Source organism: Flexibacter flexilis DSM 6793, assembly GCF_900112255.1.
Classification (GTDB): domain Bacteria; phylum Bacteroidota; class Bacteroidia; order Cytophagales; family Flexibacteraceae; genus Flexibacter; species Flexibacter flexilis.
Genome location: NZ_FOLE01000004.1, coordinates 302,614 through 321,912, shown reverse-complemented (window position 1 = coordinate 321,912; position 19,299 = coordinate 302,614). Strand labels below are relative to the sequence as shown.

28 protein-coding genes are annotated in these 19,299 nt (G+C 39.9%); 11 read left to right on the top strand and 17 right to left on the bottom strand.

What is annotated here, in order from left to right:
* Window positions 1–527, bottom strand: a 527-nt coding sequence (locus BM090_RS09190; RefSeq protein ID WP_143083930.1) for a transglutaminase domain-containing protein, incomplete at its 3' end; no start/stop codon positions are given.
* Window positions 524–1,042, bottom strand: coding sequence for a hypothetical protein (locus tag BM090_RS09185; RefSeq protein WP_091511258.1), 519 nt, complete (start codon window positions 1,040–1,042; stop codon window positions 524–526). The genes BM090_RS09190 and BM090_RS09185, both read right to left, overlap by 4 nt.
* A 196-nt stretch (window positions 1,043–1,238) precedes the next feature.
* On the opposite strand from BM090_RS09185, the gene BM090_RS18155 reads away from it, so the two are divergent.
* Window positions 1,239–1,415, top strand: a complete 177-nt coding sequence (locus BM090_RS18155) for a DUF4248 domain-containing protein (protein ID WP_143083929.1) — start codon at window positions 1,239–1,241, stop codon at window positions 1,413–1,415.
* A gap of 37 nt (window positions 1,416–1,452) precedes the next feature.
* Here the strand turns inward: BM090_RS18155 and BM090_RS09180 are convergent, their stop codons facing one another.
* The 14 genes from BM090_RS09180 to BM090_RS18360 all read right to left on the bottom strand — a co-directional run bounded on the left by BM090_RS09180 (window position 1,453) and on the right by BM090_RS18360 (window position 8,967).
* Complete coding sequence (locus tag BM090_RS09180; RefSeq protein ID WP_091511254.1) at window positions 1,453–2,121, bottom strand: DNA methyltransferase; 669 nt, start codon at window positions 2,119–2,121, stop codon at window positions 1,453–1,455.
* Window positions 2,122–2,258: 137 nt separating this feature from the next.
* The gene (locus BM090_RS09175) at window positions 2,259–2,555 is read right to left on the bottom strand and encodes a hypothetical protein (protein WP_091511250.1); all 297 of its coding nucleotides are present in this window, start codon (window positions 2,553–2,555) and stop codon (window positions 2,259–2,261) included.
* Complete coding sequence (locus tag BM090_RS09170) at window positions 2,534–3,073, bottom strand: hypothetical protein (RefSeq protein ID WP_091511246.1); 540 nt, start codon at window positions 3,071–3,073, stop codon at window positions 2,534–2,536. Before BM090_RS09170 ends, BM090_RS09175 begins: the two co-directional genes overlap by 22 nt.
* Window positions 3,074–3,078: 5 nt before the next feature.
* Window positions 3,079–3,702 carry a hypothetical protein gene (locus BM090_RS09165; RefSeq protein ID WP_091511242.1) on the bottom strand — a complete coding sequence of 208 codons (624 nt, stop codon included), beginning with the start codon at window positions 3,700–3,702 and terminating at the stop codon, window positions 3,079–3,081.
* Between the two features lie 115 nt (window positions 3,703–3,817).
* Complete coding sequence (locus BM090_RS09160; RefSeq protein ID WP_091511240.1) at window positions 3,818–4,120, bottom strand: hypothetical protein; 303 nt, start codon at window positions 4,118–4,120, stop codon at window positions 3,818–3,820.
* Between the two features lie 2 nt (window positions 4,121–4,122).
* A complete protein-coding gene (locus tag BM090_RS09155) occupies window positions 4,123–4,644 on the bottom strand; it encodes a hypothetical protein (protein ID WP_091511237.1) in 522 nt (173 codons plus the stop codon).
* A 304-nt stretch (window positions 4,645–4,948) separates the two neighbouring features.
* Window positions 4,949–5,953 carry a hypothetical protein gene (locus BM090_RS09150; RefSeq protein WP_091511234.1) on the bottom strand — a complete coding sequence of 335 codons (1,005 nt, stop codon included), beginning with the start codon at window positions 5,951–5,953 and terminating at the stop codon, window positions 4,949–4,951.
* A 2-nt stretch (window positions 5,954–5,955) separates the two neighbouring features.
* Window positions 5,956–6,270 carry a hypothetical protein gene (locus tag BM090_RS09145; RefSeq protein WP_091511231.1) on the bottom strand — a complete coding sequence of 105 codons (315 nt, stop codon included), beginning with the start codon at window positions 6,268–6,270 and terminating at the stop codon, window positions 5,956–5,958.
* Window positions 6,267–6,485 (bottom strand): hypothetical protein, encoded by a 219-nt coding sequence (locus BM090_RS09140; protein WP_091511228.1) that lies wholly within the window; start codon window positions 6,483–6,485, stop codon window positions 6,267–6,269. The genes BM090_RS09145 and BM090_RS09140 overlap by 4 nt, the downstream gene beginning before the upstream one ends.
* A gap of 647 nt (window positions 6,486–7,132) precedes the next feature.
* Window positions 7,133–7,531 carry a hypothetical protein gene (locus tag BM090_RS09135; RefSeq protein WP_091511224.1) on the bottom strand — a complete coding sequence of 133 codons (399 nt, stop codon included), beginning with the start codon at window positions 7,529–7,531 and terminating at the stop codon, window positions 7,133–7,135.
* The gene (locus tag BM090_RS09130) at window positions 7,524–8,045 is read right to left on the bottom strand and encodes a hypothetical protein (protein ID WP_091511219.1); all 522 of its coding nucleotides are present in this window, start codon (window positions 8,043–8,045) and stop codon (window positions 7,524–7,526) included. Before BM090_RS09130 ends, BM090_RS09135 begins: the two co-directional genes overlap by 8 nt.
* 156 nt (window positions 8,046–8,201) lie before the next feature.
* On the bottom strand, window positions 8,202–8,426 hold the full coding sequence (locus BM090_RS09125) for a hypothetical protein (protein ID WP_091511216.1): 225 nt from the start codon (window positions 8,424–8,426) through the stop codon (window positions 8,202–8,204).
* A gap of 23 nt (window positions 8,427–8,449) precedes the next feature.
* Window positions 8,450–8,797, bottom strand: coding sequence for a hypothetical protein (locus BM090_RS09120; protein ID WP_091511210.1), 348 nt, complete (start codon window positions 8,795–8,797; stop codon window positions 8,450–8,452).
* A gap of 2 nt (window positions 8,798–8,799) precedes the next feature.
* On the bottom strand, window positions 8,800–8,967 hold the full coding sequence (locus BM090_RS18360) for a hypothetical protein (protein WP_177199891.1): 168 nt from the start codon (window positions 8,965–8,967) through the stop codon (window positions 8,800–8,802).
* 148 nt (window positions 8,968–9,115) lie between these two features.
* On the opposite strand from BM090_RS18360, the gene BM090_RS09115 reads away from it, so the two are divergent.
* The 5 genes from BM090_RS09115 (at window position 9,116) to BM090_RS09095 (ending at window position 12,863) form a co-directional block, all read left to right on the top strand.
* The gene (locus BM090_RS09115) at window positions 9,116–9,493 is read left to right on the top strand and encodes a helix-turn-helix domain-containing protein (RefSeq protein WP_091511207.1); all 378 of its coding nucleotides are present in this window, start codon (window positions 9,116–9,118) and stop codon (window positions 9,491–9,493) included.
* A 90-nt stretch (window positions 9,494–9,583) separates the two neighbouring features.
* Window positions 9,584–10,375, top strand: coding sequence for a tetratricopeptide repeat protein (locus tag BM090_RS09110; protein ID WP_143083928.1), 792 nt, complete (start codon window positions 9,584–9,586; stop codon window positions 10,373–10,375).
* An 11-nt stretch (window positions 10,376–10,386) separates the two neighbouring features.
* Window positions 10,387–11,388, top strand: a complete 1,002-nt coding sequence (locus BM090_RS09105; RefSeq protein WP_091511201.1) for a glycosyltransferase — start codon at window positions 10,387–10,389, stop codon at window positions 11,386–11,388.
* A 29-nt stretch (window positions 11,389–11,417) separates the two neighbouring features.
* The gene (locus tag BM090_RS09100) at window positions 11,418–11,840 is read left to right on the top strand and encodes a hotdog fold thioesterase (protein WP_091511197.1); all 423 of its coding nucleotides are present in this window, start codon (window positions 11,418–11,420) and stop codon (window positions 11,838–11,840) included.
* A gap of 21 nt (window positions 11,841–11,861) precedes the next feature.
* Window positions 11,862–12,863 (top strand): LuxE/PaaK family acyltransferase, encoded by a 1,002-nt coding sequence (locus BM090_RS09095; RefSeq protein WP_091511193.1) that lies wholly within the window; start codon window positions 11,862–11,864, stop codon window positions 12,861–12,863.
* Between the two features lie 518 nt (window positions 12,864–13,381).
* Here the strand turns inward: BM090_RS09095 and BM090_RS09090 are convergent.
* Entirely contained in the window at window positions 13,382–14,257 is an 876-nt protein-coding gene (locus tag BM090_RS09090; protein ID WP_143083927.1) for a proline and serine-rich protein 1 family protein, read from the bottom strand.
* A gap of 217 nt (window positions 14,258–14,474) precedes the next feature.
* Between BM090_RS09090 and BM090_RS09085 the strand changes: the two genes are divergently transcribed.
* The 5 genes from BM090_RS09085 (at window position 14,475) to BM090_RS09065 (ending at window position 19,194) form a co-directional block, all read left to right on the top strand.
* Window positions 14,475–15,716, top strand: coding sequence for a tetratricopeptide repeat protein (locus tag BM090_RS09085; protein ID WP_245756707.1), 1,242 nt, complete (start codon window positions 14,475–14,477; stop codon window positions 15,714–15,716).
* A gap of 34 nt (window positions 15,717–15,750) precedes the next feature.
* Entirely contained in the window at window positions 15,751–16,818 is a 1,068-nt protein-coding gene (locus BM090_RS09080) for a hypothetical protein (RefSeq protein WP_091511186.1), read from the top strand.
* Between the two features lie 177 nt (window positions 16,819–16,995).
* Window positions 16,996–17,865, top strand: coding sequence for a hypothetical protein (locus tag BM090_RS09075; protein ID WP_091511183.1), 870 nt, complete (start codon window positions 16,996–16,998; stop codon window positions 17,863–17,865).
* Between the two features lie 65 nt (window positions 17,866–17,930).
* Window positions 17,931–18,365: a hypothetical protein gene (locus BM090_RS09070; RefSeq protein ID WP_091511180.1), complete on the top strand. Its 435-nt coding sequence runs from the start codon at window positions 17,931–17,933 to the stop codon at window positions 18,363–18,365.
* 199 nt (window positions 18,366–18,564) lie between these two features.
* Window positions 18,565–19,194, top strand: a complete 630-nt coding sequence (locus tag BM090_RS09065; RefSeq protein ID WP_091511177.1) for an L-threonylcarbamoyladenylate synthase — start codon at window positions 18,565–18,567, stop codon at window positions 19,192–19,194.
* The last annotated feature ends 105 nt before the right edge of the window (window positions 19,195–19,299 follow it).

The window sequence follows — 19,299 nt, the reverse complement described above, 5'->3', positions numbered from 1 at the left end:
TTTTTGTGAAAGTCTTTGTAAAATAAATAGGGTGGCGTGTGGCCAAAATATTGGCATTCGGGTACATAATCCAAGATAATTTCTTTGCCATTTTCAAGCCACGAAACGGGGAAAACGTGCGCAAATCCTCTGTTTTTATTGTAGCCTACAATCCGAATTTTAAACGGAATTTTGAGCATAAATAAAAAGCAAAGTAAAAACTTCGTTTGGTCATCACAATCACCAAATTTCTGTTCCCAAATTCGGCGCGGCGAATAAATAACCTCTTGGTTTTTTGGGTCAAATTTATATTTGATTTCTCGCCTACAAAAGTTCCAAATTTTGCGCAAAGTTTTATCTAAAAGCAAAATTCCGTTTGCATCGTAAACCGCTACATTGGCCAATAATGGCCGCAATTGTTCGGCGTTTTTTTCAATGTCCTCAAACAAAAATCCTACTGTTTGCCCTGCGTCTGCTCTATCGCTTAATTTGATGGCCAAACCTGAAGGTTTACTCACTTTTGAAGGATTGTTAGTTACATTTGTCATATACTAACCTCCTCGTTTAGTGGTATTTTAAGGCCTTCGGCTCTGATAAATCCTTTTACCCTTAGCGTCAAACCTGCCTTTTCTCCTACCGCTAATTTTAGCATGGTTTCGGCTGCTTTTATCTTATCTCCCGAAAATAGATATTGTACCACATTGGCGTTAGATACGCTAAAATTTAGCTCAGGTATTAATGTTTGAGCATTTGGTTGCAAGCTAACGCCTTGCGTAAGTGGTACATCTTGGCTTGCTAATAATTTAGTCCCGTCTTTATCATAAATCTCTACTTGAATTTGTTGTAAATTATATAAAGTAGGGGAGAAATTAGAAATAGCCATTACTACTTTTAGTGGCAAACTTTGGATTGATGAAAACCCTAATTTACCCACCGAAAAACTCGAAATAAGCGGCTTTAATTGGTCGGCGCGAAATGCTTTTTGCAGGTATTCCCAAACTGCCATTAATAAGGCTATTATCAATCCAAGCCCTAATATTTTACCGACAATATCTTTTGCCATTGTCTTAATTATTTTTCATATTGTGAATGCTTTTTTTAAGTGAAACTTGTATCTTTGTTTTGTCGTGCTTTGTGGACACAAATGTATTTTACGAAAAAATAACACTTTCCGTTTCGGTCGGTTTCGTTCGCTTTTGTGCCGTTTTTTTCCGTTTCGTTCCGTTTTTTTCCGTTTAAAGATTTACCTAACAAAAATTATGAACCGTACCCAATTCAAGACCATGTCCAAAGGTCAGGTAGCAAACGCCTATCAAATAACCGTGAAGACACTTAACAAGCGAATAAAGCACATCGTAAACATTGGTCGTAAAAAACTATTCACGCCAAAGCAAGTAAAAGATATAGTGGACGAACTCGGAGAGTTTGTAGCATAAAAAAAGCCCCGTTTTTGGGGCTTTTTTGTTTAGTGCCTTAGCTGGCAAATCGGATAGGGTATTGGGCTGTATGCTGGGCAAATCGGGTTTGTTGATTCCTGTAATGTGTGTAGTCTAATTCAACACCAACAAATTTAAAATCCAAATCATAGGCTGCAATTCTGGAGCTTCCACTTCCTAAGTGCGTATCAAGGATTTTGTATCCTGTTTTGGCATACTTACTAAAAACCCACTTATATAAATTGACTGGCTTTTGGGTCGGGTGTATTCGCTTCTCATTGAGCTTTTTATTCCCCTGTGCTATATGACCTTCTGTAATACTTTTGCCTTGCATCATGCCGTTCCACATATACCGAAACAGTCTAACAGAATCGTGAAGGCTGCAATAGGCAATTTCACAATCAGAATAACTACTATTGTAATTAACTTTATCCCAAATTATCCTACCCGAACCAAACTTATAATCATAGTAGTTACAACCCCAAATAATCTGATGTTCCGATACGCGGAACAATTCCCTAAAATATTCTTCCTGTGGTACTTGCCACGTATTAGTAACAGGGTAATCTATTCGTTTAATCCCGTCTTTAGAATATTCATTGCCATAAAACCCGCGTTCTTCTGGCCCTGAAAAATAAGGCGGGTCGCAAACGGCCAAATCAAAAGCCTTATCGGGCAATGCTCGCATATAGTCCATGCAGTCCATTAGGATAGCCTGTTGGCGCGGCTCTCCTTCGCTGCCGAAAAGCGTTTGCCATTTCTTCGGCTGTCCTGTATATATTATTGTTTTTCATTTCCTGTAAGGTTAAAAAAAACACCCTGTTACGGGTGCTTTTTTTGTGGTTACAAATACTTAAATTCAGATTCCGAAAGAATCGTATTTTCGCCTGGATTAAATTTACTTTCGCATTCCTCAAACGTACCCACAACAATAATTAAAGATTCTTTTGTCCTTGAACCGTCGTCGTTTGTGAGCTCTAAAAGATACCATGTTGTACACGGTTCCTCCTCGTCGTCTTCTTCTTCGTCGTATTGGCTGCAAGTACATTGACTGTGTCCGTACTCACATGTCAAACAACCTGTTATTTGCTGGTTGCTTCTTTCCTTTGAAAGGAAATTTAATTCTTCGGGTGTGTACATGATTTTATAATTTTGTTGAAAATAATTTCACGAAATAAAGCCTCTGAATTGGAAACTGCTACATTTTGAAATTCAGGCATTTTAACAATTTCATTGAAATCAATATTGATAATACCAAACTCTTTTGTGTTCTTTAATTTTTCGCGTGCAGCTGAAACTAAAGCAGTAGGCACGGCAAAGAAATTATAATTGGCGTAACCGATATAATCAGTATATTTAATATCGCTGGTTAAATCGGATTTGCTTACTTTTATTTCGATTCCAATTGTAAATAATTCGTCTCCGTAAGCCTTATAATGAGGCTTCACAAGTGCAATTGCATCAAACCGCCTTCGTTGCGGTTTAGGTTTTCCAAACCGCGTAATTTCATCGGTATCAATTCTTACCGTTACCTCTTTGTACAAAGAAAAGGCTGGCGGTGTTGCCATTTTTGAGATAAAAGGAAAGCGGTCTTTGCTTATCTGTTTTATCCAAAAATCATTACTGTTAAGCCTGTCCAATACGTCTTTTGCTGTCATGGGTTTTATTTATAATTAATTAAGTAATGAACAAATTCTTCCTGTGCGCCTGTCGCGGCTGTGCATTCGTTTTTTTGTAGCCATATCCAATAATCCGCCCAACCTTTGAAATTAATACAAGGTTTTTCGTAGCCTAAATCCTTGTGTACGGAACTTAAATGATACAAAGAAGAAACGCTACTATGATTGAGCGAAAAGAGGCAAAACTTATGTAACAAAACCGTTTCTATTGGCCTGTATTTGTACGGCTGCTTTGCGTTTTCATCGTAAAAGGCAAACACCTTTCCAAGTTCGGGGTCTTCGTTCCATTCGGATATATCTTGCAAGGGTTCGGATAATGGTAAGTTCAACATACGAAAGAAATTAACTTGATTACCATAATCCAAATTACAATAAAAATTAGCTATTTCTTTTTTGTTTTGACGAAATTTTTCCGATATATACATTACGTCTCCTTTCCAATTTTTAGCAATATCGCTATGCGTAAAATACTCAAAATGAGTATCAATATCCTTTTGCGTTTTTTTTTGAAAAGCACGCAATACAGGGATGATTTTATTCAAAACAGCCACACCTTGTGCGGCGGTTGGTGCGTTTTCGTAGACGTCTGTTACTATTTGATTTTGCATAAAAAAGAATTAAAATTTGAAATAATCGGTAAATAAAAGTGTTGCAAAAAATGCGATGCTTGCGCCTAAGAACAAGCCACAACAAAAGGCAGCTTGCATACTTAGTAGATTGATTTTATTTAGTGGATTTTGCATAAATAAGCGTATATAGTTTGGTTTTAAAATCTCCGTTAGCTTTCAGTTTCCAAATTTCAACCGTATTACTGTATTCGTCTTGATTTGGTGCGATGGCCTTATACATCAGGTCTGCCGAAAAATTATTACTGCGTGGAATTTCGGACAAATCAATTTTGAATTGATTAATAAAAGAGCCTGCATAAGTACAATGTGTAGCGTATTCTATTGTATCTCGAATTGATACTAACACCTGCAAATCTTGGCGGGTGCTTGGCTTTTGATGCTCAGTAAGATTCCACATGGCTAATAATGGTTTTGAAATTGATTAATCGTGCGTGTGATGGCCTCGACTGCCTGTGGCGGCTGCACTGCCTTTTGACCAAAATCTAATTCAATCGGGGCGGCTGGTGCGTCGGTGCATATCGTGCGGCTCGTTTGCACCTGCTCCATTGTCAGGCCGCTGTACGCTTCGGCTTGCGTTAAAAAATTCTTGGGCTTCGTACCTGCAAAGCCTGTTATTAGTTCGGGTTTGCCGCTACCGTCTAAAATTGTATTGTAGTATATAAAAGCTCTCCAAAGCCTGCCCGAAACATTGAGTTTTTGGATATATTCGATAAACTTAATATAGCCATTGTACTCGTTGAGCGTTTCGTATTGCACTGTTCCGTTTCTTTCGTCCTCAAAGTCCATAGACCAGAAACGGGCAATATTTTGCGTTTTACTCTTATAATGATTCTCGTTATAATACAATTGCATTACAAAAAGGGAATCGCTCCCGCTGGACGGCAATAACACGCGCCCTGCTTTTTTATCGGAAATTTGCATAGGATTGGAATTAAAATTTGGAGAAACCACCAAAAAGGGCTATAATTGCAGCGTTACACGCATTTGCCCTTTGGCCTCTGTAACCGACGAGTTTAATAAAACATTACGCCGTACGCATTGTTTTTGCTGTCTGTGGCCGCCGCGCCCCGCCCCCTGTTATTTTTTTTTGTAAAAAAGTCCTTAGTCGCAAAACTCAATTCATAACACTGCAAAATATTAAACTTTGAGCCGTTAAAGGGCAATTTTCATTTCAGTTTTTTAACAGTTTTTTAGCAGTACGGGGACTTATCCACATATTCACAGCTTAGTTACTTTTAAATAGTTTTTTATATGTAATACCTTTTACTATTGAAAAGTTACTATTAAATATGTGCCGCAAATTGCGGTATATGCAAAAAGAAGTGTCGTTGATTTTCAGTTGATTAGTGATGTTGGTAATTTTTCGGTTAAGCTGTGTTAAATTCGCATAGAATGGCATAACACAGTACACAGGAACGGCAATACAAGGGCTTAGATTTGATGCCTCAAATTTCGCGGGGCTAACGTATGGACTTTGGGCGGCCTCCTCGTCTGTCATATAGCACTCGTACAGGCTTTGGCCGTCGCCGTCGTCTCCTGCTTCAACAAATACTACTTCCGCTTCCACGTCTTCCACGAGTTCGGCGGGTTGTTGGCCTTCTGTTGTGGTTGCTTCTACTGCGATTGCTTCAACTGCCTGCGCTGGCTCTCCTTCCACTGGCTCGGCCTGTACCTGCTTGCGTGGCTTCCTGTGCTTTTTCAGTAGTCCAAGATTAGGGTTGATGTCGTCTTCCTTTTCCTGCTCTATGAGTTTTGCGATGGCCTCGCTATTGATGGCCGTCAAGTCCACACGATACACTGTGTTGAATCGTGCAAAATGCTTATGCGTTGGCGCAATGTCCGTTTCTTGCAAAAAGCCTAACACTAACATTTTTTTGATGTGCCTTGCTGCACTGTCGGTGCTCTGATTCATCGCACCCGCTAACATGGCCGTACTAAATTCGACGTAATAATCCTGCAATTGCGAATAAGAAGGCGCAAAAAGATTAACTACATTTTTGATGGCCGCTAAAAATGTACCTCTGATTGTATGACGCAATAATTTGCAAGTAAAATTATACTCGGCGATGCGCGCTTTTAGCAAGTTAAACATTTCTGTTACGGCTGTTTTTGGGCTTTTTTTAGCCCGAAAAACAGCCGTATTATTACCAATTGTATTATTACAAATTACATTAGCAGCATTGCCAATAATTGGCGCGTGTAGCAGGCTTGGGCGTGTAGTTATTTGCATGACTAAAAAAGTGAAAATTGAATGTTGGTTAATTTTACTAAAGCCTGTTTTTCTGTGTCATTGGCTGCCATCATGGCTATCTTGCGTAAAGTCGTGGTTTGCGTATAACGCAATTCAAACGCGCGGCCTTTTGACCTTTCCAAATACTCCGTTTCGGCTACATTTTTGAGATAATTAATTTCTTCTTCCGTTAGGGAAATTAAACAATTATCGTTAAGTTTGCGATACAAAATACTTGCGCCCAATTCCTTTATTTTTGGCAATAATGAGGCTCGGAAAAAATCAACTTCTTTAGTTGAAAATATAAATTGAGTCATGGCTCTTGGTCGGTTAAGTCGCTTAATAATTCGCGCATTTCTTGACAAAATTTGCTGCGATTGTGTTTCTGCTCTACCGCAATTCCTGTTTTCAAATCCAACAAAACACGATTCAAACACTCCAAGTCTTCGACTTCTGTATTAAGTATTTCGTTGATGTGATTTTGCAAAACCAGTGCATCGGTGTAATCCAGTGCTAATAATACTTTTGCCATATCAATTTACATTAACAAATTCAACCATAAAACCACGTTTCACCAAACAAATAGCCAATTCTTTGGCTTTTTCTTGACTCATTTTTTGCAGGTCAAGAGAAAAATTTTTACCTTTGCTTTGCATTTAAAAAAATAGAATTAAAATTACCAATTTATAGATTTTATTTAAAGCCCGTTTACGTCTGTATTCGGGCTTTTTTTTACACAAGTGCACTTAAAAAAATGCACGTGTGCGTAAAATATTAGAAACCTGATATACTCCGCGTGCCTGAATAACTATACTTTGATTTTGCAGGCACACAGTAGCCACTACTAAGGCGGGCGGTTCGGGCTGGGGATTTTAGATTGATTTTGCATTTATGAGATGATTTAGTTATTTTCCAATAACGATTTGGGTATTGATTTTAAAATAAAATACCTCGAAAGTTCGGGGGATAGCTGTATTTTTGGTGGCGGTGGTGGGCAAATACGCTCCTCGTCTGCCCCGTATTCTATTAAATACTTTACCAAAAATTCAAGCTCTAAATTTCCAAAACTCGCCCTGCTTAGGCTTGTTTTATATGCCTCTGGTGTCGTCTTAAATTGTGTAGCGTACAAACTTGCTACCTCTGTCTTTAGCGAATTAGGCAATGTTCGCAAATACTCAATTACTGCGGCTTTGTTGATTCTTGGCATAGTAAATTTACTTTAGATAAAAGTTTTTTAAATTCGCTATACTTAACGTCTTCGGCGTGTTGGATAGCCAAAAGCAATGAAGCGCGTAAATCCTGAGTTGTGTACCACGCTAAGGAAAATTGACACATAACAAGTGCGTGTATAATTTCCGAATAAGAAAAGCGAACTTCATTAATCTGTTCGTTATTGCTTGACAATGCTATGGCTGCGTATCGTCTACAAAAAGAGCCTAAAGCCACTTTAATTGCATCTCTTGATGCTATCACAGTTAATGTGTCGCGTTCATCTTCTCCAGTAGCCACAAGGCGTGCATCGAAAAAAGCCCTAAGTTGCTTTGTTGTCAGATTAACAGGTAGTTTATTTTTATTCATCGGCTACTTTCTCCAAAAAATTATCCGCAGATTCAATGATTTGTTTTTTGATAGACTCAATTTCGCGCACAAGCCAATCAATCTGATTTTGCTCTAATCCACTATCTTTCTCTCTGTCAGAAGCCACTTGCTCTATAGTTTGGATAAGCGCACTAAATGCGTTGTGCGAATCATTTTTTAAACCTACAAGAGCGTTCCTTAGGCTTTGCGCTTCTCCTATGGCATCGGAATACGATACAGGTAGGCGTTTGATTTTGAGGTCTGGAAATTCTTCGTCAGAGGTCGGGGCGTTTTGTGCGATTGCCTTTTTTTCTCTGGCCTTAACAATCCAGTTGTACATAATTTGGGCTTCGTGCACTTTATTACTAACACCATTCGCGCTTGCTGCAATTTCTAAGCACTTAAGCCGCAATCCGATGTCGTCGTTCGACTTACTGTCGTCTGCGATTCTTTTGTAAACACCACTCACTTGTTGTAGAACACCAAGCATATTTAGCATTGATTCATCAGTCATGATTTTGTATTTTAAAAAGTGAAAATTGATTTTCGGCGTTGTTTTTTGACTTTATAGGCCAAAATCTGATTTGGGACACTGTAATCAGTAGAAGTAAAATACCAACGACTAACAGATATAACGCGGCTACTTTCTTCCTTTTTGGGCTTACGGCCTTTAGGCTCTTTCTCCATACGGCTTAACTCCGTTTATCCAGTCCGTTACAGTTGGTTGATTCGGGTGTTCGTAGGCTGGATTAGTTACCCATTCGTAAAATTCTTCTGCTATCCGTGGGCTTGGTAGTGAGGATTGTCCGCTATACTCAACCCGTGCCAATTTCAAACACTCTAATCTGAGTAGCTTTTCCGATTCCGTGTAGGCGGGTTTTTCTTTGTTTTCCATAGTCTTTACCGTTGTGAAAATTCTTAGCGATGGTTTCGTAACCCTTTGGCGATTAAAATAGAATCCAAGACAAAACTTTGGCGAACTCGCTCATCTGGTAGCTCCGTCGGTATGCCTTTTACAATTTTCATCGAATCCAACTTATAATCTAATCGGCTTTTTTCTCTCGAACCATTGACCATAAAAAACACTATGATTAATCCACCAACAAAGGCAAAAAAGCCAAACACAGCATTTGAGACAATGCGAACTATTACCTCCTTGCTCTGGTCTTGCTGTCGTTTCGATTTCGGGCAATTGGTGCAACTGCTGCACCCGTCTTGCTCTTTCCAGTCCTCGCCGTCCAAAGCCTTTAAAAGATTTATTGACATGGCTACACCTGTTTAGCTTCCAACGCTTCTTTGATTTCGGGGTACTGATTTCGTAGCGATTCGGTTACGAGCTGACTCAATGCTAACCTTTTTTGCTTTTTTAATTTTTTGTAATCCAATTCTATTGCCTTTGGCAAAGAAATTGTTACGTTAAATGTATCTTGTGCCATACGCTTTTTTGGTATAATAATTGTTGTTACATTTGTAATTCAATACACTGTATTTGTATTACATTGTATCTTTTTGTATTGCAAATATTATCCCTAAAAGGATACAAAACAAACTTTATGGGTGATTTTTTTTAAAAAAAACAGACACATGGAACATATAGGGTTGAAAATCAAAACGTTATGTAAGGAAAAAAACATAACCGTACAGGAGCTTTCCAATAAATTGGGTAAAACTCGGCAAAATGTTTACAAAGATTTTGGTAGAAATAACTTTACCAATAAAACCTTACAGAAATACGCCGACGTAATAGGGGTTGATGTTGTATCTATATTAGGAGACAATCCACCTCACAATACAACACTTAACGAGAATCTAACAATACAAGAACTTAAAGACGAGAATGCAAGGCTAAAAGGTCAGATTGAGGCCAAAGACCAAATAATTGCAGAATTAATGGGAAAGCATTTCGTAGGTAAGTTTATTAGACCCTTAGTGTGGAAAAAAAATACAGAGGCGGAGGCCTAAAAAATTTGCCCACTAAACTTACCTACTATTTTTCGGTTCGTCCGAAAAACAGGGTTTAAATTGAAATTAGGCCGTTTTATTTTTCAAATCATGAAAAAAGTATTCACACTTACATTGTTGGCAGCTCTGAGTTTTGGGGCTTATGCGCAAAAGAAAGAAACAAAAGACGCGGTGGCAACGCCTGCCGCAACGCCCAAAACGGCAGGTGCTTTGACCACGTCAGAGTATCAATTGCAAGAAAAAATCTTTAGAGCAGCTCTCAAATACAGCGATGGCGATGCAGCCAAAAATGCTTTGTTTTCGATGATGGTGCAAAACCCTGAAATGGTATCTTTAAAAGATTCTTTGGCCATTTTGTATTTCAATTTGAACCGCAATGCGGAATGTGTGTTGGTGTGTCGTGATATTCTTTCGGCTAACGAAAATAATGATAACATCTTAGAAATAAAGGCAATAGCCGAACAGAATTTGGGTTTGTATCGCGAATCTTTGGCCGATTATGAAAAAGTGTATGGCAAAACCAAAAACATATCGTATTTGTACGAAATCGCGACGTTGCAATACCAACTTAAGCGTTTTGGGGAATGTAATACGACGGTATCCGCTATTTTGAACAACGAAGAAGCCACCAAACAAACTATTTCGATTTCGGCAGGGCAAGGGCAAAGCCAAAAAGTGCCAATGAAGGCCGCAGCGTACAATTTGCGTGGCGTGATTGCGGGTGATTTGAAAGAATATAGTGCCGCTATTTCTAATTATGAAGAGGCGTTGAAAGTTTATCCAGATTTTGTGTTGGCCAAAAATAATTTGGAGGTATTGAAAAAGTCCCAACCTAAAACCAAAACAACCGATAAGGCAACTGCTACGCCGAAGAAAAAATAATTGACGAAACAATGATTAATTCAACACTTGCCCCTATCGTATTGTTTGTGTACGGGCGGCCTGCGCATACGCGCCAAACGCTGGAGGCTTTATTCCAAAACGACTTAGCCAAAGAAAGCGTTCTGTATATTTTTGCTGATGGTGCTAAGCCGACTGCTTCGGCGGAGCAATTAGAAAAAGTACGCCAAACACGCGAAGTTATTCGTGAAAAGCAATGGTGTGGGCAAGTACATATCGTGGAGTCGGAGACGAATAAGGGACTGGCTCAGAATATTATAGAGGGCGTTACACGCATTGTAAATCAGTATGGTAAGGTAATAGTGTTGGAAGACGATATAGTTACGTCGGATGCGTTTCTGGCGTACATGAACAATGCTTTAACCCTTTATCAGGACAATGAGAAGGTTATGCACGTCAGCGGCTATACTTATCCGATTAAGGCAGATAGTACACCTTCTTCTAACTTTTATTTTGCTAAAATGATGCATTGTTGGGGTTGGGCAACATGGAGTAGGGCTTGGAAATATTATAAAAAAGATGCTGCCGATATCAGTAACAAGTTATTGAGTAGGGGGCAGGTTCGCGAGTTTGATTATGATAATTCGGGATACTTATACAGCCAAGTACAATTTAACTTAACAGGTCAATTGAATACATGGGCTATTTTTTGGCACGCTGCAATTTTTCTAAACAATGGATTGTGTTTGAACCCCAGACAGTCTTTTGTACAGAATATAGGCACTGATAGTTCTGGTGAACATGAAGGTGCTACGGACATATATTATCACTACGACCCGCTGTGCCGTGAGGCAAAGGTCGAGTATTTGGCTCCCGTGGAAGATAAAGAAATGGCTCAGAAAATTGCCTATTATTATAAATACTTCACCAATTTGTCTCTTAAAGAGTATAAGAAACGAGAGCTTATCAAAAAAATTAAATCTATTTATGCGAGCCCCTTGGTTTTTGGAATATTGGGTCCGATAGTAAAAGGTTTCAAAAAAATAGTAAAGTAAATAATATCTTCAACCCAAAAAAAATACGCATGATTAACCCAAACATAACTATCGAACAACTCAACGCCATGAGCAAAGGCAATATGGGCGAACATTTAGGCCTTGAATTTACGGAAATTGGCACGCACCATCTTTGCGCCAAAATGCCAGTTGATCATCGCACACATCAGCCGATGGGCTTGTTGCATGGTGGCGCGTCGGTGGTGTTGGCCGAAACACTTGGCAGTGTCGGGGCTATGTGCTGCCTGAATCCTGAAAAGCAATATTGCGTAGGCTTGGAAATCAATGCCAACCACGTGAGCGGCGTACGCGATGGCTATGTGTATGGCAAGGCTTCGGCGGTACATATTGGTGGCTCTACGCATATTTGGGAGATTCGTATCACGACCGAAACGGGCAAACTCGTGTGCATTAGTCGCATTACGATGGCCATTCTCAACCATAAAAAGTAATTTCTTTTTTGATTTTTTTTAATGCAAAATCCACAAGATTTTATCCGTGACTTTAAGGCGCGTTTGTTCGAGACTACTCCCAAAAACTTCGAGCAACGCGCCTTAGAAGCGTTTAGATTTCAGGCAAAACATAATGCGGTTTATCAGCAGTTTATTTCGTATCTGGGAGTCGAGCCGCAGTGCGTGAACAATGTGCCGCAAATTCCGTTTATGCCCATTGAGTTTTTTAAAAACCATAGGGTTTTGAGTACTCATGCGCCCATCGAACAAATTTTTGAGAGCAGCGGCACGACGGGGCAGGTGAGGAGCAAACATTTTGTAACCGATACCGCTTTTTATTTGCGTACCTGCGAGCAGATTTTTCAGCAACATTACGGCAAATTATCAGATTTTACGTTTTTGGCGTTGCTGCCCTCGTATCTGGAGCGAGACGGCTCGTCGTTGGTGTGTATGATGGATTATTTTATCCAAAAAGGGGCGGAATATTCGGGGTTTTATCTTCATAATATAGACGAATTAATACTGAATCTGAAAGCAGCAAAATACGCAGGCAAAAAAGTGATGCTTTGGGGTGTAACTTTTGCTTTGCTCGACTTGGCCGAACAGCACGATTTGGATTTGGAAGGTGTGATAGTGGTTGAAACAGGTGGAATGAAAGGCCGCCGTCAAGAAATGATTCGCGAAGAATTACATGCATTTCTTTGTCGTAAATTTCATATATCAACTATTCACTCTGAGTACGGGATGACTGAGCTTTTTTCGCAAGGCTACTCCGCAGGAAATGGGATTTTTACAACGCCGCCTTGGCTAAAAATCCTTCTTCGCGACCCTAATGACCCCTTCGATATGAATATTTCGCGCAAACGCGGAGGCATTAATGTGGTTGATTTGGCCAATATAGACTCATGCTGCTTTATAGAGACAAAAGATATGGGCGAATACGATCAAAACCTTACATTTAGAGTGCTTGGTCGTTTAGATAATAGTGATGTTAGAGGCTGTAATTTGATGCTGTATTTTTAGTTATTTTCAATAGTATGTTTTGTTTTTTGATTAAACAGCAGAATATACTATTATTTTTTGTTGTTTTTTTTTGCAAATCAAACACATACAAGGATTTGCTATTAAATCAATAATTTACTAACAATGCATCTACTACATTTGTAATGCAGTTAAGTAGAATCTTAAACGACATTCAAATATGAGAGCTATCGCTAACCCTACCGTTCAGTTAATCAAGTTAGGTGCAATCCTTTTGTTAGGAGCTTTGTCTATGCAATCTTGCGGTTTGCGCACTTGCCCTACTTATTCCAAAAATGTAATTAAGCAAGAAGTTAAAACTGTTGATGCAAAAAAATGCTAAGCAGTTGTATTGCCTCTGTCAAAATATAAAAAACCGATAAACACATTGATTGTTTGTCGGTTTTTTATTTTATGTAATGCTGGTAGAAGTGTTTTTTCTACAATAAAAAAACGAGATACCTAAAATAAGCATCTCGTTTTGAAACTTCTAGTCAACTATCAAATTTTAATTCTTTTTCTTAGCGTCCTTCCAAAAAACGATTCAGGTCTCTAACGCTTGACGAAAACTGAAAAGCATCGTTTACTTGAAAATAGTTTTGGCGGTCGTAAGTATAAGCATACGCAAATTTTGCAAACTCAAGGCGTGTTTTTTCAAAAGTAAATTGATTCATAATCGACTTAACATCTTGCGTATAAATCAAGTAGCCGCCGCGCAAAGCCTGTTGTGCTACCAAAAGTTTTGTATTGTCGAAAGACTCATGCTGAATGCTATTCTGTAAGGCTTGCAACGTTTGAGCTGGCATAATGTTAGGCGAATTGTTATAGCCACCACCGTTATTATTGCCATAGCCACCACCATTGGTATTGTGATAGCCACCACCATTTCCATTGTTATTGCCATAACCGCCGCCATTATTGTAACCACCGCCGCCATTTCCATTATTATTACCATAGCCGCCGCCATTATTGTAACCGCCACCGTTATTATTGCCGTCATGTCCGTGATGACCACCGCCGTGTCCGCCGTTGTGTGGAGGTTGTGGAGTTGGCGTTGGAGGCGCAAGGGCTACCATGTCTGTTTTTACAAATTCAAAACCTCTACGGCCAGTTTTGCGTGCATAAAAATTAGTTTCAAAACCACCTTCAAGCATTACGCTGGTTTGGTAGTCTCCTACGCTGCCGTTGGCTGCATAAATGCGTAAGGTTACGTTGTGTTGCCCGTCTCTTACTATTGGCGTACGCACGAAAGGCGCAGCGGCTGAGTTGAGCAATTTGCCATCAAAATATACATGCAATAATTGCCCTCCGTTAGAAGAAAATGTGGCAGAAGCTGGCATCGCAAATATTTGTAAAGCGGCCAAAACTAAAACGAATGATAGGACTAACTTTTTCATGGCTATAAGAAGTTTATTAAGTGTAAGTCTTTGTTTGTGAGATAATTACTTTCAGTAATTGCTTTGTTAACTGTACTTTATCAAACACCGTGCCAGAAATTTATTTTCTAAAGTATTTATCTTAAAAATATTTTTCGGCGGCGTTTCTTTTCTCTCTACAAAAGTCTTGCCAAAGGGTTACAATCCATTCGTATTTGTATCAAAACAGAATATAAAAATGCCTGAATTGGCATTGTTTTTGGTAGTTTTGTCATCAACAAACAAATACAAAATCTATATCCGCATGAATATCAGACATTTGTTAATTATCGTCGGACTTTTTGGAGCAATCGCGGCCAACGCCCAACAAAAAATGTTGCTCACCGACCCACAAGTTAAAATAGATGCCACCAACGCCGTGAACGCGTTATACAATTTTAAATTTGAAAAGGCCGACCGCGATTTTCGTTGGCTCAAATTCAAATACCCAGAGCACCCAATGCCGTATTTTTTGTTGGGGCTGGCCGAATGGTGGAAAATTATGCCCAATCCTAACGACGAAACCCATGACGATGCGTTTTTTGCGTACATGGACACGACCATTTCCAAAGCAGAAGTAATGCTTGACCAGTCCAAAACCAACAAAAATGTAGAAGCTTGTTTCTTTTTGTCGGCGGCGCATGGCTTCAAAGGCCGCCTGCATTCCGAACGTCACAACTGGAGCAGAGCCACCAACGCAGGCCGCAACGCATTGAATTATTTGCAAAAAAACCGCGAAGACAGTGCAGCTACTTTTGGTTCTGAGTTCTTATTTGGTGATGCGCTTTTCAATTATTATGCCGTATGGATACACGACAACTACCGTTGGTTGCGCCCTGTGCTTTCTTTTTTTCCGAACGGGAATAAAGAGTTGGGCATAAAGCAGTTGGAAACTGTATCGCGTAACGCGTTTTATACGCGTGTGGAAGCTCAATATTATTTGGCACGCATTTATTATAACGACGAAAATCAACCCGAAAAGGCTTTGCCTATTTTGGAATATTTGGCTGCGACTTTCCCCGACAATGCCTATTTCCAAAGGCTTTACGCGCGTATCACGTACTCGCAAGGCCACATAGACAAATGTGAAAAAACTTCGCTGGATATTTTGGATAAAATTCAAAAGAAAATGCCAGGTTATGAGTCCACCAGTGGGCGTTATGCTTCGTTTTTCTTGGGTTATATTTTCAAATATCGCTACCGCAACGCGGCCAAATCCAAAGAATATTTCCAGATGGCGATCAATTTTGCCAAAGACACCAAATCCACCGAAACGGGTTATTATTTGTACGCTTTGCAATATTTGGCGCAGGCTGCCGAAGAAGAAAAAAATTATTCGTTGGCCAGAGATTATTACGAAACCATCAAGGACGATGCCGACTCCGATCATGAATGTTATAAGTTTGCCAAGAAAAAAATCAAAGAACTAAAACGCAAGTAAAAGTCTGTTAATCAGATTTTAAACAAAATAAAAAATGACATTTAAAGAAGAGTTAGTGCCGCTATCACAGGCCGAAAAAGAAGCCTTAGCCGCCCAACAACGTAAAGCCTACATCGCATTGGTGGCTTATGCATTGGTGGCTTCTGTGGGATATTTTTTTGTGGCTGGTTTGCCCGTTGCCATGTTTGTAAAAGGCATGGCCGCCTTCGGGTTGAGTGCGGTGGCGATGGCCTTGTTTTTGTGGGTAAATAAAACGCTCGCAGATAGCCAACAACAAACCAAACGCGTTGTTATAGGCCAAATTACGGCCATTGAGCCACACAGCAAAGGTGCTGTTTGGATTTTGGGAGAAGAAAAAATCATAATTGGGGCGGCGCACGCGGCCAATTTCAAGGTTGGGCAATGGGCTTGCGTGGCTATTTTACCCAAAAGCAAACAAATTTTGTCGGTAACGGCAGCCGAACCATTGGCAACTGCCGAGCCTTCGGAGGCCAATCCAAACGCAACAGCAGCAACACAAACCGAAAACCCCAAAGCTGCCATTTCAAGGCACACGCACACCGAGCCGCTTACACCAACGGACAAAGATTTTTTGGAAAAACAAAAACAATTGATTCTCAATCAAAACTTGATTGCGGCTTTGTTGTGGGGCGTGCTTACGTTTTTTGTGATTAAAATTATCGTTCGTTTTTTGGCCGACAACAGCCCCGAAGGACGTTGGGCATGGGCTTCGGACTTGCTGCCCGCTTTGGCGGCGGCGGCGGCTTTGTGGTTTTCGTACAAACAATTTGCGCGAAAATACGATCCTTTGCGCAAGGCCATTCGTCAAAACAAAAAGAAAGTTGTTACGACGTATGTAGCCGAAAAACAAATTAGTAACAAGGACTTAGAGCCACATTATACGCTGCAAGGGCATTTGAGTGTGTATAAAAATTATTTGAAAATAGACGGCAATTATTTGAATGTAAGCGAAAATATTTATCAGATAACACAGCCGAAAACTGCTGCCCAGTTGCATTTTGCCTCCACCGAACACGACGAACCATTCTTGTTGGTCTTGGATTTGAACGGTCAGAAAAAAGCATTTTTCTTGGGCAAATAATAAAAAAGTGAATTAAAGGGATTTTTAAGTTAAAAACATAGCTTTAACAATGGAGAATCCAAAAAAAAAATTACCTTTGGGAGATTTTGGTCAATGCCTTTGAGGCTTATGGCCTATGGGTCTGAGTTAGGCTTTGCATTATTGTTTAGTAAGAAATTAAAACAAAATTAGTATCGTATGTCTCACAAGTTTTCGTTACGCAAACACGCATCAGGATTGTTGCTTTCTACGGCAATTTTGGCTTATGGCTGCTCGCCAGCTCCTAAAGAGGGAGAAAAAACTAACAAAGACAGTGCGGCCACTGCCACCGTTTCCGCTACACCAGATACAACATTGAAAGAAGAAAAGGCAGAAGATTTTTTCTTGAGTCTTCCTTCTCCTATCCACATTGCGCATTTGTTCAAAAGAGCAGGCCTCAAATACATAGACGGATTGGGTAGCGACCCGAACAACGTATCCAAATATCAATCGGAGTTTAGCAGCTCTCTTAACACGGGTGTTTACACCACAGATTTGGCCTACGCGACTTTCAACAACAAGAGTCAAGTGTCTATTTCGTATTTCAAAGCCGTGCGCACCTTGGGCGAAAAACTAAACATGGCCAGCATTTTTGACAAAAACGGCCTTTTGCCTCGCTTTGAGAAAAATTTGAACAACCAAGATTCACTTGTTTCGATCATGTCGGATATGTACATGGAATCTGATTTGTTGTTGAAAGAAACTTCTCGCCGCGACGTAGTGTATTTGTCGTTCGCGGGTGCTTGGGTGGAAAGTATGTACGTTGCCACTTCGTTGGTGAGCAAAGAAAAAAATCCTGTTTTAGTAAAACGCATTGTACATCAACATCTTACGCTTAACAAACTGATTAAGTTGTTGGAAGATTACAAAGACAGACCACAGGTAGCCGACCTTATCGCGCAGCTTAATGAAGTAAAAGTTACACTCGATAGCCTCAATGCAAACAAAGACAACATTGATGAGGCAACCTTCAAAAAGTTCTCTGAGCAGGTAAAACAAATTCGTGGCAAAATAATTGCTACTGTCTAATTGGGTAGCTCAGTACAGAGCTTTTTAAACAAAAATTATTTCAAAGCAAAAAATAAAACTTTGGTATGAAAATCAGTCTTTTTTCTAAGTTCGTGTGGCTTTGGTTGCTTTTGTTGGCTGGCCATGTTTCTTTTGCGCAATGCGACGATAAATCTATCCGCAAACACTGCAAAACCAGTTTGGGACACTACATATTTGAAACTGCCGATTACAAACCCTATTCTACTTTCGCTAAAAAAGATTATTTGGAAGCAGAGTTCTCGGCTTACGAAGGCGAAAATTATAGAATTGTGAATCTTTGTTCGGGTTTTGCGGAAGACGTAGAATTTACCATCATTGCCCCAGACAAAACAGAATTGTTTACCAACGCCAAAGGAAAATCAGTAAAGCATTTTGACTTTTCGGCAAGCCAAACAGGCGACTATACGATTCGCTTCAAATTTTCATCAAGTGCCAAAACACAGGCATCGTGTGTAGCGTACGCCGTTGGTTACAAATAAGATTTTTTATTTTTAGCATTGCTCAAAGGCCGCTTGTTTCGTACAAGCGGCCTTTTTTATTGCCCAATGATTTCCGAAACCAAAGGTCTGAAAATATTGTTTTTATAGAAACAGAAAATAAAAGTTTCTCACTAATTGAGGCGGGAACAATAGGAATATAACACTACCTTTGCGCCCCAATTGCATACAACTTACGAACATGAGTGCTGAATTTATAAAAATCTACCCCGAAAACCCCGACATGCGCCGTATCGAGCAAGTAGTTCGTTGTCTGCGCGAAGGCGGCGTAATCATTTACCCCACCGATACGGTGTACGGTATGGGTTGCGACATACACAACCAACGCGCCATTGAGCGCATCGCACGCATCAAAGGTATCAAGCCCGAAAAGGCCAATTTCTCGTTTATTTGCTACGATTTGAGCCACCTTTCGGAATATACCAAAGGCGTGGACACGCCTATTTTTAAGTTAATGAAAAAGGCTTTGCCTGGCCCGTTTACTTTTATTTTGGAAGCAAATACGAAAGTGCCCAAGCTGCTGAACAACAAAAAGAAAACCGTTGGGATCAGGATTCCTGACCATAACGTTCCGCGCCAAATCGTCAAGGAACTTGGGCACCCGATTCTGACTACGTCCATTCGCGATGAAGACGAAGTAATCGAGTATTCCACTGACCCTGAGTTGATTTACGAAAAATATCAGCACTTAGTTGATCTGGTCATAGACGGCGGCTATGGCAACAACGTGGCCTCTACAATCGTGGATTGTAGCGAAGGCGAACCCGAAATTGTGCGTCAGGGCTTAGGCGACATCGAACAATATTTATAGAAAATAATATTGGCGGCTGCGCCTGTGCAACTTTTCTCAAAAAAGATTAGTTTTGTAGGATAAGTTTGCAATCAAAAATACTTTAGTGCGGCCTGTGGCCAGCTT

Bases quoted from the DNA above. Each gene is read 5' to 3' on its own strand.
- BM090_RS09135 (WP_091511224.1), bottom strand. From the start codon at position 7,531: ATGAATAAAAATAAACTACCTGTTAATCTGACAACAAAGCAACTTAGG.
- BM090_RS09110 (WP_143083928.1), top strand. From the start codon at position 9,584: ATGAAAAAAGTATTCACACTTACATTGTTGGCAGCTCTGAGTTTTGGG.
- BM090_RS09065 (WP_091511177.1), top strand. From the start codon at position 18,565: ATGAGTGCTGAATTTATAAAAATCTACCCCGAAAACCCCGACATGCGC.
- BM090_RS09120 (WP_091511210.1), bottom strand. From the start codon at position 8,797: ATGTCAATAAATCTTTTAAAGGCTTTGGACGGCGAGGACTGGAAAGAG.
- BM090_RS09130 (WP_091511219.1), bottom strand. From the start codon at position 8,045: ATGACTGATGAATCAATGCTAAATATGCTTGGTGTTCTACAACAAGTG.
- BM090_RS09070 (WP_091511180.1), top strand. From the start codon at position 17,931: ATGAAAATCAGTCTTTTTTCTAAGTTCGTGTGGCTTTGGTTGCTTTTG.
- BM090_RS09180 (WP_091511254.1), bottom strand. From the start codon at position 2,121: ATGGACTGCATGGACTATATGCGAGCATTGCCCGATAAGGCTTTTGAT.
- BM090_RS09090 (WP_143083927.1), bottom strand. From the start codon at position 14,257: ATGAAAAAGTTAGTCCTATCATTCGTTTTAGTTTTGGCCGCTTTACAA.
- BM090_RS09080 (WP_091511186.1), top strand. From the start codon at position 15,751: ATGACATTTAAAGAAGAGTTAGTGCCGCTATCACAGGCCGAAAAAGAA.
- BM090_RS18360 (WP_177199891.1), bottom strand. From the start codon at position 8,967: ATGGCACAAGATACATTTAACGTAACAATTTCTTTGCCAAAGGCAATA.
- BM090_RS18155 (WP_143083929.1), top strand. From the start codon at position 1,239: ATGAACCGTACCCAATTCAAGACCATGTCCAAAGGTCAGGTAGCAAAC.
- BM090_RS09185 (WP_091511258.1), bottom strand. From the start codon at position 1,042: ATGGCAAAAGATATTGTCGGTAAAATATTAGGGCTTGGATTGATAATA.
- BM090_RS09160 (WP_091511240.1), bottom strand. From the start codon at position 4,120: ATGTGGAATCTTACTGAGCATCAAAAGCCAAGCACCCGCCAAGATTTG.
- BM090_RS09075 (WP_091511183.1), top strand. From the start codon at position 16,996: ATGTCTCACAAGTTTTCGTTACGCAAACACGCATCAGGATTGTTGCTT.
- BM090_RS09125 (WP_091511216.1), bottom strand. From the start codon at position 8,426: ATGGAAAACAAAGAAAAACCCGCCTACACGGAATCGGAAAAGCTACTC.
- BM090_RS09105 (WP_091511201.1), top strand. From the start codon at position 10,387: ATGATTAATTCAACACTTGCCCCTATCGTATTGTTTGTGTACGGGCGG.
- BM090_RS09085 (WP_245756707.1), top strand. From the start codon at position 14,475: ATGCCTGAATTGGCATTGTTTTTGGTAGTTTTGTCATCAACAAACAAA.
- BM090_RS09145 (WP_091511231.1), bottom strand. From the start codon at position 6,270: ATGACTCAATTTATATTTTCAACTAAAGAAGTTGATTTTTTCCGAGCC.
- BM090_RS09100 (WP_091511197.1), top strand. From the start codon at position 11,418: ATGATTAACCCAAACATAACTATCGAACAACTCAACGCCATGAGCAAA.
- BM090_RS09115 (WP_091511207.1), top strand. From the start codon at position 9,116: ATGGAACATATAGGGTTGAAAATCAAAACGTTATGTAAGGAAAAAAAC.
- BM090_RS09155 (WP_091511237.1), bottom strand. From the start codon at position 4,644: ATGCAAATTTCCGATAAAAAAGCAGGGCGCGTGTTATTGCCGTCCAGC.
- BM090_RS09170 (WP_091511246.1), bottom strand. From the start codon at position 3,073: ATGACAGCAAAAGACGTATTGGACAGGCTTAACAGTAATGATTTTTGG.
- BM090_RS09150 (WP_091511234.1), bottom strand. From the start codon at position 5,953: ATGCAAATAACTACACGCCCAAGCCTGCTACACGCGCCAATTATTGGC.
- BM090_RS09165 (WP_091511242.1), bottom strand. From the start codon at position 3,702: ATGCAAAATCAAATAGTAACAGACGTCTACGAAAACGCACCAACCGCC.
- BM090_RS09140 (WP_091511228.1), bottom strand. From the start codon at position 6,485: ATGGCAAAAGTATTATTAGCACTGGATTACACCGATGCACTGGTTTTG.
- BM090_RS09095 (WP_091511193.1), top strand. From the start codon at position 11,862: ATGCAAAATCCACAAGATTTTATCCGTGACTTTAAGGCGCGTTTGTTC.
- BM090_RS09175 (WP_091511250.1), bottom strand. From the start codon at position 2,555: ATGTACACACCCGAAGAATTAAATTTCCTTTCAAAGGAAAGAAGCAAC.